The sequence below is a fragment of the Lentzea alba genome (assembly GCF_047445655.1).
Taxonomy (GTDB): Bacteria; Actinomycetota; Actinomycetes; order Mycobacteriales; family Pseudonocardiaceae; genus Lentzea; species Lentzea alba_A.
Window position 1 is genome coordinate 187,651 of record NZ_JAJAEG010000007.1, and the last position, 11,615, is coordinate 199,265.

Annotated in this window: 15 protein-coding genes; 8 read left to right on the forward strand and 7 right to left on the reverse strand. The window is 67.3% G+C overall.

Annotation, left to right across the window (positions count from 1 at the left end):
* Positions 1–45 precede the first annotated feature (45 nt).
* Positions 46–711, forward strand: a complete 666-nt coding sequence (gene phoU / locus LFM09_RS13680) for a phosphate signaling complex protein PhoU (protein WP_414096776.1) — start codon at positions 46–48, stop codon at positions 709–711.
* Positions 712–717: 6 nt separating this feature from the next.
* Here phoU and LFM09_RS13685 read toward each other — a convergent pair whose 3' ends face one another.
* The 7 genes from LFM09_RS13685 to LFM09_RS13715 form a co-directional block, all read right to left on the reverse strand.
* Positions 718–1,875, reverse strand: a complete 1,158-nt coding sequence (locus LFM09_RS13685) for a hypothetical protein (protein WP_414096777.1) — start codon at positions 1,873–1,875, stop codon at positions 718–720.
* A gap of 10 nt (positions 1,876–1,885) precedes the next feature.
* Positions 1,886–2,662 (reverse strand): phosphate ABC transporter ATP-binding protein PstB, encoded by a 777-nt coding sequence (gene pstB / locus LFM09_RS13690; protein WP_414096778.1) that lies wholly within the window; start codon positions 2,660–2,662, stop codon positions 1,886–1,888.
* Positions 2,663–2,677: 15 nt separating this feature from the next.
* A complete protein-coding gene (gene pstA / locus LFM09_RS13695) occupies positions 2,678–3,592 on the reverse strand; it encodes a phosphate ABC transporter permease PstA (protein ID WP_414096779.1) in 915 nt (304 codons plus the stop codon).
* Positions 3,589–4,563: a phosphate ABC transporter permease subunit PstC gene (gene pstC, locus LFM09_RS13700; RefSeq protein WP_414096780.1), complete on the reverse strand. Its 975-nt coding sequence runs from the start codon at positions 4,561–4,563 to the stop codon at positions 3,589–3,591. Before pstC ends, pstA begins: the two co-directional genes overlap by 4 nt.
* An 83-nt stretch (positions 4,564–4,646) precedes the next feature.
* On the reverse strand, positions 4,647–5,771 hold the full coding sequence (gene pstS, locus LFM09_RS13705; RefSeq protein WP_414096781.1) for a phosphate ABC transporter substrate-binding protein PstS: 1,125 nt from the start codon (positions 5,769–5,771) through the stop codon (positions 4,647–4,649).
* A 198-nt stretch (positions 5,772–5,969) separates the two neighbouring features.
* Positions 5,970–6,845: a mycothiol synthase gene (gene mshD / locus LFM09_RS13710; protein ID WP_414096782.1), complete on the reverse strand. Its 876-nt coding sequence runs from the start codon at positions 6,843–6,845 to the stop codon at positions 5,970–5,972.
* A 10-nt stretch (positions 6,846–6,855) separates the two neighbouring features.
* Entirely contained in the window at positions 6,856–7,617 is a 762-nt protein-coding gene (locus tag LFM09_RS13715; RefSeq protein ID WP_414096783.1) for a winged helix-turn-helix domain-containing protein, read from the reverse strand.
* Positions 7,618–7,792: 175 nt separating this feature from the next.
* On the opposite strand from LFM09_RS13715, the gene LFM09_RS13720 reads away from it, so the two are divergent.
* The 7 genes from LFM09_RS13720 (at position 7,793) to LFM09_RS13750 (ending at position 11,602) form a co-directional block, all read left to right on the forward strand.
* On the forward strand, positions 7,793–8,515 hold the full coding sequence (locus LFM09_RS13720) for an alpha/beta hydrolase family protein (protein WP_414096784.1): 723 nt from the start codon (positions 7,793–7,795) through the stop codon (positions 8,513–8,515).
* A complete protein-coding gene (locus LFM09_RS13725) occupies positions 8,512–9,345 on the forward strand; it encodes a DUF2993 domain-containing protein (protein ID WP_414096785.1) in 834 nt (277 codons plus the stop codon). Before LFM09_RS13720 ends, LFM09_RS13725 begins: the two co-directional genes overlap by 4 nt.
* Positions 9,342–9,749, forward strand: coding sequence for a thioredoxin family protein (locus LFM09_RS13730; protein WP_414096786.1), 408 nt, complete (start codon positions 9,342–9,344; stop codon positions 9,747–9,749). Before LFM09_RS13725 ends, LFM09_RS13730 begins: the two co-directional genes overlap by 4 nt.
* Before the next feature lie 85 nt (positions 9,750–9,834).
* A complete protein-coding gene (locus tag LFM09_RS13735; protein ID WP_355300619.1) occupies positions 9,835–9,906 on the forward strand; it encodes a putative leader peptide in 72 nt (23 codons plus the stop codon).
* Between the two features lie 73 nt (positions 9,907–9,979).
* Positions 9,980–10,423 (forward strand): DUF4395 domain-containing protein, encoded by a 444-nt coding sequence (locus LFM09_RS13740; protein WP_414096787.1) that lies wholly within the window; start codon positions 9,980–9,982, stop codon positions 10,421–10,423.
* A gap of 29 nt (positions 10,424–10,452) precedes the next feature.
* The gene (locus LFM09_RS13745; protein ID WP_414096788.1) at positions 10,453–11,298 is read left to right on the forward strand and encodes a sulfurtransferase; all 846 of its coding nucleotides are present in this window, start codon (positions 10,453–10,455) and stop codon (positions 11,296–11,298) included.
* Between the two features lie 4 nt (positions 11,299–11,302).
* Positions 11,303–11,602 carry a DUF1416 domain-containing protein gene (locus LFM09_RS13750; RefSeq protein ID WP_414096789.1) on the forward strand — a complete coding sequence of 100 codons (300 nt, stop codon included), beginning with the start codon at positions 11,303–11,305 and terminating at the stop codon, positions 11,600–11,602.
* Positions 11,603–11,615: the final 13 nt, after the last annotated feature.

Here is an 11,615-nt window from a genome sequence, read left to right on the forward strand (position 1 = left end):
CCTGGCATGTCGCTGCCGCGACGGTCGGGACGTAGGCTGAGCGCCATGCGCGAGGCCTACCACGACCAGCTCGAACAGCTCGCCGACCGACTGGCCGACATGACCGGCATGGTCGCCGAGGCGATGCAGAACGCGACCACTGCCCTGCTGGAGGCCGACCTCGGCCTCGCGGAACAGGTCATCAGCGGCGACCAGAAGGTCGACGACGTCCGCTCCAGCATCGAGGAGCAGTCGTACGCGCTGCTCGCGTTGCAGGCACCGGTCGCCACCGACCTGCGCACCGTGCTCGCGGTGATCCACGCCGCCGAGAGCGTCGAGCGCATGGGCGACCTGGCCCTGCACGTGGCGAAGGCCGCGCGGCGCCGCCACCCGGCGTCGGCACTGCCGGAGGACGTGCAGCCGTACTTCGCCGAAATGGGCCGGATCGCGGTCAAGCTCGCCACCGAGGCGGCCTCGATCATCCGCGAGAAGGACGTCGACCGCGCGCGCAACCTCGAGGACGAGGACGACGCGATGGACGACATCCACCGCCACCTGTTCTCGGTGATCATGGACAAGGAGTGGCAGCACGGCGTCGCCACCGCGGTGGACGTGACGCTGCTCGGCCGCTTCTACGAGCGCTACGGCGACCACGCCGTGTCGGTCGCCAAGCGCACGGTCTTCGTCGTCACCGGCCGGATGCCCGGCTACGGTGGCGACGAGAACCTCTAAAAGCCTCTAACGAAACTGCCCATCGCGTTCGTCTGCGAGCTCCGGATCGGCGTAGGCCTCGGAGAACTCGGCGAGCACGGTGGGCAGTTCTTCGTCCCACGCCGCCCGCGCCTCGTCGCGCGGCAGATCCCGTGCGTCCACGGTGAAGTACGCCCACGCACGCACGATCTCCGGCAGCAGCGCCAGATCCGCGTCCGACACGTGCACCCGCGCGGCCACGTTCAGGATCAGCACGGCGGTGAGCGACGCCGGCCCGTAGACGATCGGGTCGCGGTTCTGTTCAACGGCAGCGGAAGCAACGATCTGAGCGAACGCCCTCGCGGCTTCGGCATCGGCGATCCCGTGCGGTGAAGCCAGGAACGCCTCGACCACCTCGTCCGTCCTTTCCGGACTGATGACGGGGATCTCGTGGTCGTTGGACACCAGCGCACTCACCCGTGCGTCGGCGAGAGCGATCAGCTGGATCGGGTGCCGGACCTCCTCGGAGCCGATCAGGCCCTCCTCGGCCTCCTCGTCGGGCCCGTCCTCCCAGAACTGCTCGATGTCCGGCCACACCCGGTCGAACGCCTCAAAAGCGCTCAACGGCGTGATCAGGTCGCGGAACGCGTCCGGCGTGGAGGCGATCATGTCCTCCAGCAACGCCACGGTGCCCTCGTCCGGCGTGGCGAACAGCTCGATGGCGGTGGCCCCGAGCACCGGCTGGCGCATGAACAACACGGTCTCGCGAGCCGAAGCGCGTTCCTGGGTGATCGCGATGACCTCCACGTCCCCCAACAGGTTCGTGACGAGGAAGGCCTCGCGGAACTCCAGCGCGGCGCCGGCGACGTACCAGGAAGGCTCGGCAACACCGCGCGCCGCAACGGTTTCGGCGGCCGCCGCGGAAGCAGCACGGCTTTCCGCCGAGCCCACACCGGACAGCGCGCGCAACGCGGTCAGGGCGGCCGGGTCGTTCATCGAACCGAGTGCGTCGATCATCGGCGAGTGGCCGGATCCGGCGAGCCAGAGCGTGGCGTAGAGCTCGCTCGCCCAGGCGTCCGCGAGCAACCACGACTCCGAACGCAACGCGGCCGCCGACTCGAGCAACGCCCCGTACGGGGACTGCTTCTCGGGCCGACGGCCGACAGCGCCTTGCTTCTTCTTGCGAGACTTGCTTTGCGGGCTCACGGCCAGCAATTTAGCCGAATCGGCCGGAGATGTAGTCCTCGGTCGCCTTCTGGCCGGGGTTGGAGAAGATCTTCTCCGTGTCGTCCACCTCGATCAGCTGTCCGGGCTGACCGACACCCAGCAGGTTGAAGAACGCGGTCTGGTCCGACACACGCGCGGCCTGCTGCATGTTGTGAGTCACGATGACGATCGTGTACTCCTTCTTCAGCTCCGTGATCAGGTCCTCGATCGCCAGCGTGGAGATCGGGTCCAGCGCGGAACAGGGCTCGTCCATCAGCAGGACGTCCGGCTGCACCGCGATGGCACGCGCGATGCACAGACGCTGCTGCTGACCACCGGAGAGGCCACCGCCGGGACGGTCGAGGCGGTCCTTGACCTCGTTCCAGAGGTTGGCGCCGCGCAGCGAGCGCTCGGCGACCTCGTCGAGCTCCTTCTTGTTCTTCATGCCCGCGAGCTTCAGCCCGGCCACCACGTTGTCGCGAATGGACATCGTCGGGAACGGGTTCGGCCGCTGGAACACCATGCCGATGGTGCGGCGCACCTCGACCGGGTCCACAGTGGACGCGTAGATGTCCTCGCCGTCGAGCAGCACCTTGCCCTCGACGCGTGCGCCAGGCGCCACCTCGTGCATGCGGTTCAGCGACCGCAGCACGGTCGACTTGCCGCAACCGGAGGGGCCGATGAACGCGGTCACGTTCTTCGGCGGCACCGCGAGCGAGACGTTCTCCACGGCGTGGAACTTGCCGTAGAAGATGTTCAGGTCCTTGATGTCAAAGCGCTTGGCCATCCGTCTTCCGCCGCTTCACTTGGTCTTGATCGCGGAGAACCGCGAGATCACGGTCGCCACGAGGTTGAAGAACATGATGAGGAGGATCAGTGTGAGCGCGGCGCCCCACACTCGCAGCTGGCCCGCCTCCTCGGGGTTGAGCAGCTCGTTGTAGATCAGCAGAGGCAACGAGGCCATGTTTCCGTCGAAGATGTCGAAGTTGATCGACCGGCTGTAACCCACGAGCACGAGGACCGGCGCAGTCTCACCCATCACGCGGGCCGTCGCGAGCATGATGCCGGTGACGATGCCGGACAGCGCGGTCGGCAGCACGATCTTCACGATCGTCTTCCACTTCGGCACGCCCAGCGCATACGAGGCCTCACGCAACTCGTCCGGTACGAGCCGCAACATCTCCTCGGTCGAGCGGACAACGACCGGCAGCATCAGCAGCACGAGCGCGAGCGACACCGCGAAGGCGCTCGTCTGGAAGCCGAACGTGGTGACCCACAACGCGAACACGAAAAGCGCGGCAACGATCGACGGCACACCGGAGAGGATGTCGACCATGAACGTCGCGAGCCGCGCGAACCGGCCGTTGTTACCGTACTCGACCAGGTAAACCGCGGTGAGGATGCCGATCGGCACTGCGATCAGCGCGCACACCAGCGCCTGGACGATCGAGCCGTACAACGCGTGGTAGACACCGCCCGCGAACTGCTCCGGCAGCACGCCCTTGAGCGACTTGGACCACCAGTTGCTGCTCAGCAAGGCCTTGTAACCGTTGGCGACCACGGTGAACAACAGCCACACCAGCGGGACGACCGCGACCGCGAACGCGAAGCCGGCCAGCACCGTCGCGAGGTGGTTCTTGACCTGCCTGGCGGTGCTGATCTTCTGGAACGCAGGCGTCCGCGCGGGCCGGTTCGGGTCGGTCAGAATGGCAGTCACGACGCCTTTGCCTTTCCTCGGCCCGCGATGTACCGCGCGAGAGCGTTCACGGCGAACGTGAACACGAACAGGACGAGACCGGCCGCGATGTACGCGCCCGTGGACAACGGCTCGCTGAACTCCGGCGCCGCCGACGCGATCTTCGACGCGAAGGTGTAACCACCGTCGAAGAAGCTGAACGACGACGAGCTGCTCGCGGACCGCAGGATGATCAGCACTGCCACCGTCTCACCGAGTGCGCGCCCGAGGCCGAGCATCGAACCCGCGATGTATCCGCTACGCCCGAACGGGAGAACGGTAGTGCGGATCATCTCCCAGCGGGTCGCTCCGAGCGCCAGTGCTCCCTCGATCTGCATCACCGGCGTCTGCCGGAACACCTCACGGCTGACCGCCGTGACGATCGGCAGGATCATGATCGCGAGCACGATGCCGGCGGTGAAGATGTTGCCGCCGCCGGACAGCGACACGTTGCCGTCGGAGAACAGCGGGATCCAGGAGAGGTTCTCGTTGAGGAAGGTGGCGATCGGTTCGAGCGACGGCCCCAGGACCTTGGCGCCCCACAGGCCGAAGACGATCGACGGCACAGCCGCGAGCAGGTCGATGATGTAGGCGAACGGCTGGGCGACCTTCGGCGGCAGGTAGTGCGTGAGGAACAGCGCGATGCCCATCGCGATCGGCATCGCGATCGCAAGTGCCAGCAGCGACGACAGCACGGTGACCACGAGCAGGTCGCGAATGCCGAACCGGAGGTTGCCGACGTCACCGGTCGACCACTCGGGACTCGTGAAGAAGTTGATGGTGTTTGCTTGCAGCGACGGCACTGCCTGGATCAGCAGGAACAGGCCGATCAGCCCAATGGACACCACGATCACGAGGCTGGAGCCCGTGGTCATGGAACGGAAAACGCCGTCGCCCCGGCGACGGCCCTTCGACCTGGCAGGCGGCGAACTGCCGGTGACTTCTTCGGTCATGGTGCCAATCATCCGTAGTCGGGCGGGAGCGGCCACTCGTGGTGGACGCTCCCGGCGCAGGGTTCGCTACCGCTCGATCAACTTCAGGAGATCGCCTTGATGGCGGTCAGCAGCTTCTCCTGGAACGCCGTCGGCACCGGGATGTAGCCGGCGTCCTCGAGGCCCTTCTGGCCGTCGGTGACCGCGACAGTGAGGAACGCCTTCACGGCCTTGCCCGTCTCGACGTCGGTGTACTTCGAGCAGACGATCTCGTACGCGGCCAACACCAGCGGGTACGCACCTGCGGTCTCGGTGGCGTAGAGCGACTTCAGGTCGAGGACCAGGTCGTTGCCCTCACCCTTGATCTTCGCGCCGTCGATGGCCTTGCCCGCGGTCGCGGCGGTCAGTTCCACCGCCTCGCCACCGCCGGAGTTGATGATCTTGGCGATCTGCAGCTTGTTGGCCTTCGCGAAGGACCATTCGTTGTAGGTGATGGCGCCCTTGGTGCCCTTGACCGCCGACGAGGTGCCCTCGTTGCCCTTGGCGCCCTCGCCGACACCACCGGTGAACGCCTTGCCGGACCCCTTGGTCCAGGCGCCCTTCGAGGCGGCTTCCAGGTACTTCTGGAAGTTGTCGGTGGTACCCGACTCGTCGGAGCGGAAGATCACCACGATCTTGTCGGCGGGCAGCTGCTTGCCGCTGTTGAGCGCGGCGATGGCCGGGTCGTTCCACGTGGTGACCGCGCCACTGAAGATCTTCGCGAGGGTAGGAGCGTCGAAGACGAGCCCGTCGACACCCTCGACGTTGTACGTCATGGCGATCGGGCCGAAGACCGCCGGGAGGTTCCACGCGTCGTTGCCGTCGCAGCGGGTCTTGGCCGCGTCGTACTCGCCCTTGTCCTTGTTGAGCGACGAGTCCGAACCACCGAAGTCGGTCTGCTTGCCGTTGAACTCCTTGACACCGGCACCGGAGCCGTTGGAGTTGTAGTCGAGGCTCTGCCCGTCGCACGCGCTCTCATAGGCGGTGACGAACCGGGTCATGGCGTTGGCCTGCGCCGAGGAACCACTGGCCTTGAGCTTGGCCTTGCCGCCGCACTCGACCTTGCTTGCCGCGTTGGTCTGGGTGTTGTTGCCACCCGCGGGGGCGTTGTTGTCGGAGCCACACGCGCTGAGCAGCAGCGCGCTGGCCGCAACGAGGCCGAGCACGGCACCGTGCCGCTGGATCTTCACCTTGGTCCTCCACCTTGCGGAAGCATTAGCGGTTTCGCGACGGACGTCGCCGCTCGCTACGGAAGGTATGTAGCGATAGTGGACAGACCGCCTAAACAAAGTGAACGGGAGGTGAACACAGGGCGGGGAGTGGCCGGGAACACCACCAGATGGGTGACGGCGTGACCTGCGCGTTTGCTATTCGTGACGCTTCGTTCACTACCGGGCGTATTGAACGTCGGCATCCCAAAGGGTGAATCCCAACCCAGTGTAAACGCGCACTGCCGGAGCGTTGTCAGCCTCCACGTAAAGCATCACTTCTGTGACGCCCCGGTTCTGCAGATGCGCGAGGCCGGCGAGCGTCAGGGCCTTGCCCAGGCCACCGCCCTGCCGGTCCGGGTCGACGCCCACGACGTACACCTCACCGAGCTCGGGGGTGTGCACCTTCGTCCAGTGGAAGCCCGCCAGCCGCTCGTCGGCGTCGAACGCGAGCAGGAAGCCGGCCGGGTCGAACCAGTCCTCGTCCTCCTTGGCGCGGACGTCCTCGATCGACATCGAGCCCTGCTCGGGGTGCCAGTCGAACGCGCGGTGGTTCACGTAGACGACCGCGGCCTCGTCCTTGCCGGGGACGAACGGCCGGATGGTGATGCCCTCGGGCAGCTTCGGCTCCGGCAGGTCGTTCTGCACCCGCAGCCGCATGCGCAGGAGCTCGCGCACCTTCCGGAAGCCGAGCTTCTGGGCGAGCTTGTCCGCGTCCGGGTGGCCGCCGTGCGCCCAGATCCGCAGGTTCTCCGCCGGGAGGGCGTTCACCAGCTGCTCGCCGACGCCCTGCTGGCGGTGGTCGGGATGCACGGCGAGCTCGGCGACCTGATGGCCGCCCGAGTCACCCAGCACGTCTACGTGCGCGTATCCCGCGAGCTTGCCGTCGACGCGCGCGAGCAGGTGCCTGCTGCCCTTGCTGCCGGGCCGCATCCGCAGTCGCACGGCCTCGCCGACCGGGGCCACGCCGTCGGTGCTCTCGGCAGCCGTCAGCAGCTGCCCCACTTCGGCAGCCTGGTCGGCCGTCAGCTCGTCGTACCAGCTCAGTTCCGCCACACAGGCGAACCTACCGCGCGATCAAACGCTCATCCAGAACGTGGACCGAGTCACCGATCTCGTCGACCTCGGCCAGCTCGGGCCGGCGGGACGAGCCCGGACGCGGGGGGCGGACGAACTTGTAGCCCACGTTGCGCACGGTGCCGATCAACGCCTCGTGCTCGGGGCCGAGCTTGGCGCGCAGCCGTCGCACGTGGACGTCGACCGTGCGGGTGCCGCCGAAGAAGTCGTAGCCCCAGACCTCCTGCAGCAGCTGCGCGCGGGTGAACACCCGGCCCGCGTGCTGCGCGAGGTACTTGAGCAGCTCGAACTCCTTGTAGGTGAGGTCGAGCGGGCGGCCCTTCAGGCGCGCGGTGTAGGTGGCCTCGTCGATCACGAGGTCGCCGAGCTGCAGCGCGCCGTCGCCACCGGGCTGGGCGGCACCGCTGCGCGAACGGACCAGGCGCAGGCGGGCGTCGACCTCGGCGGGGCCGGAGTTCGGCAGCAGGATCTCGTCGACCGACCAGTCCGAGTTCACGGCGACCAGACCGCCCTCGGTGACGACCGCCACCACGGGCACGTCGACACCGGAGGAGTCGAGCAGCCGGCACAGCGAGCGCGCGCCGACCAGATCGGTGCGGGCGTCGACCAGCACGATGTCGTGGGGTCCGGCTTCGAGGAGCGCGGAGACCTCCGGACGCAGTGGCCGTACGGCGTGCGGGAGCAGAGCCAGCGCGGGAAGCACGGCCTCCGGGTCTGGGTCTGTCGTCAGCAGAAGCACGTCGATGCTCATCGCGGCGCCCTCCTAATCGGCCGTGGTCAGGTCACCTCGACCAGACCAGCGGCGTACGGTGACCGGGCCCCGTTGCCTGCGGATGACGGAGACAATACCGGTGCACCCCGAGAAAGTCCCAGGTCAAGAAGCCGTGCTCACAGTTGTTTCCACAAGCGTCACGCCTGTTACATCCATGTCACACGACGGGGTCCGCCTGCACGGCGTCCACTACAAGAGTGAAAGACCGCTCGCATTCGTTGTGGGACACGGGTTTACCAATCATGTGAACAAGCCGTACGTGGCGCGAATGCTCGCTCGTCTGGCCACGCACGCAGGTGTCGTCGCCTTCGACTTCCGGGGCCACGGACGGTCCGAGGGACGGTCCACGGTCGGCGCGGACGAGATCCACGACATCGAGGCGGCGGTGCGCACGGCCCGCGAACTCGGCTACACGAAGATCGCCACGGTCGGGTTCTCGATGGGCGCCTCGATCGTCATCCGACACGCCGCACTAGGGGAGACCAGGCCGGACGCCGTCGTCTCAGTCAGCGCGCCGGCTCGTTGGTGGTCACGGGAAACCGCTCCGATGCGGCGGGTGCACTGGTTGCTGGAGCAGCCGCACGGCAAGCTGGCCGCACGCGCGATCGGGGTTCGGCTCGGCGACAGCTGGGTACAACCGCCGGAGAGTCCGCTTGAGGTGGTGGCACGCATCACACCCACCCCACTGCTGATCGTGCACGGTGACCTGGACCACTATTTCGGGCAGGAGCACGCCAAGTCACTGCACCGCGCGTCCTTGGGACATGCCGAGCTGTGGATAGAGCCCGGTATGCGGCACGCGGAATCAGCCGCGACTCCTGACCTGGTAGACCGGATGGCGGCATGGATCGCCGGCAACGTCGAGGACGAGGAATGACTGCGCACACCCCTGCACGGCCGCGGAAGAAGAAGTCGCGGCGCGGCAAGTTCCTCATCATCACGGTGGTCGTGCTGGGCCTGCTGCTGGTGGCCGCCGACTTCGCGCTGGCCGCGGTGGGCGAGTACCAGATCGCCCAGCGGATGCGCGAGAAGCTGCAGCTCGACGAGGACCCGTCGGTGCGGATCAACGGCTTCCCGTTCACGCTGCAGGCGATCCGCGGCGACTACAAGCACGTGCAGATCAACGCGACCGGCGTGCCGCTCAAGAACGAGCAGCAGGGCGTCGACCTCCGCGACCTGGAGATCCAGGCCGACCTCCGGCACACCCGTGTCGAGCTGGCCGACCTGCTGGAGGGCAACGTCTCCAAGGCGACCATCGACGAGGTCGACGGCAGCGTCAAGATCAAGTCGCTGGACCTGAACCGCCTGGCGAGCCAGGTGACGCCGTTCGAGAAGCTCTCGATCGACCCCGACAACCGCGTCACCACGACCACCACGACGACGACCGCGCCGGCGGACCCCAAGGCCCCCAAGACGACGGCCGCGATCAGGATCTCCGGCCAGACCAACGTCGCGGGCAAGCTCGTCTCGCTCAGCGCGTACGGCCAGATCACCCTCGTCAGCGGTGCCATCCAGATCACCATCGACGACATCGAGCTGGACGACGCGTCGCTGAAGCAGATCATCCCGCAGCTGCGCCAGGCGCTCGCGATCACGATCAACCCCGGCACGCTTCCGTTCGGCGCGACGCCGACCGAGGTGGCGGTCGAGCCGGGTGCGTTCACCCTCAAGGGCAAGATCACGGATGTACCGTTGGTCCAACGATGACTGGTGTCTGGGCGCTGCTGGGCGCGCTGGCTGTGGCCGGCGCGATCGGTGTGCTGCTCAAGGTCCGCGAGGGCCGCATCTCCCGTCGTGACGACTCGCTCGACCTGCCCGCTCCCGTGCGCGACCTGCTCGCGCCGGGAGTGACGCTGGTCCAGCTCTCCACCACGTTCTGCGCGCCGTGCCGGCACGCGAAGGTGATCCTGCGCGACCTGGCCGACCGCACCGACGGTCTGTCGCACGCCGAACTCGACGTGACCGACCTGCCGGACGTCGCCGCTCAGCTCGGCGTGATGCGCACGCCGACCACGCTGGCGCTCACGGCCGACGGCACCGAGGTTTTGCGAGTCGGTGGCGTGCCGAAACGCGACACGTTGCTGGCCGCCCTGCAGCCGCATTTGTCCTAATCCGGTCGAGTGAACCTGCGTTGTTCCACCAGATGGACATACCTCCCGGACCGAGGGATTGAGGGCTACCCTCGCTGGCATGACCATGCTGCTCACGAAGCGACGCGCGGTTGACCTGTGCCGCGTGCGCAGCAGCCTGTGTCGCACGACGAGCTGATTGGGCCGCTTGACGCCCAACAGCCACCTCTGACGGACTGAATTTCTCCTCGTCCGAATGTCCGGAGGTCGTTGTGCCCAAAGACTCCCCTGTAGACCCGCGCGGACCGCGCTTCTCCGCCTGGATGACCACGGTCATCCTGGCCGTCGTGCTCCTCACCGGCTGGTGGCGCCTGCTCGCCGCCCAGACGGTGCTGTTCGCGATGTGCGCGTTCATCTCGCTGAAGCTGAACCCGTGGGGTCACGTCTACCGCTTCGCGATCCAGCCGCGACTGACCCCGACCACCGAACGCGAAGAAGCCGCCCCGCTGCGGTTCGCCCAGGGAGTCGGCTTCGTCTTCGCACTGATCGGCACCCTCGGCTACGCCACGGGCCTCACGACCCTCGGCATGGTGGCAACCGGCCTGGCACTGATCGCAGCGCTGCTCAACGCCGCGCTCGGCCTGTGCCTCGGGTGCGAGATGTACCTGCTGCTGCGCCGGTACGCACCCGCCCTCGCACGTCCGCAATCGCAATAAGCCCAGTACTACTACAGGAGCAACTTCCCATGAGCCGTGAGAACGTGCTGGTCTCGGCCGCCTGGTCCGAGGAGAACCTCCAGACGCCCGGCGTCGTCTTCGCGGAGGTCGACGAGGACACCACCGCGTACGACGGCGGGCACATCCCGGGCGCCGTTCGCATCGACTGGAAGAACGAACTCCAGGACCCGATCCGCCGCGACTTCGTGGACCGCGAGGGCTTCGAGAAGCTGCTCTCGGCCAAGGGCATCTCCAACGACGACCAGGTGATCCTCTACGGCGGCAACAACAACTGGTTCGCCGCCTACGCCTACTGGTACTTCAAGCTCTACGGCCACACCAACGTGAAGCTGCTCGACGGCGGCCGCAAGAAGTGGGAGCTCGACGGCCGCCCCCTGGACAAGGAAGAGGTCACCCGCGCGACGACCTCCTACAAGGCTCAGGAGCAGGACCTCTCCATCCGCGCCTTCCGCGACGAGGTCGTGGACGCGATCGGCAACAAGAACCTCGTCGACGTCCGCTCCCCCGACGAGTTCTCCGGCAAGCTCCTGGCCCCGGCCCACCTCCCGCAGGAACAGGCCCAGCGCGGCGGCCACATCCCGTCCGCAGTCAACGTGCCGTGGTCGAAGGCAGCCAACGAGGACGGCACCTTCAAGTCGGACGACGAGCTCCGCGAGATCTACGCCGAAGCAGGCTTCGACGGCTCCCGCAAGACCATCGCCTACTGCCGCATCGGCGAGCGCTCCTCGCACACCTGGTTCGCCCTGCGCGAGCTGCTCGGCCACGAAGACGTCAAGAACTACGACGGTTCTTGGACGGAGTACGGCTCGCTCGTCGGCGTGCCGATCGAACTCGGTTCCGGCAAGGAGGCCTGATCACATGTCCGACTCGTGCGGCGCGCCCGCCCAGGGCGGCACCATCGACGTCAACACCACCGAAACGGTCCTGGAGGGCAAGGTCGTCGCGGACGGCACCCCCGTGGGCGGCGCCTTCGTCCGCCTCCTGGACTCGACCGGCGAGTTCACCGCCGAGGTGGTCACCTCTCCGGAGGGCGACTTCCGCTTCTTCGCGGCGCCGGGCAGCTGGACGGTCCGCGCGCTCCACCGCACCGGCAACGGCCAGTCCGAGGTCTCGGCTGAGGGCCCCGGCATCCACGCCGTGGAGATCGCGGTCGCCTAAGACTTGATCGGTA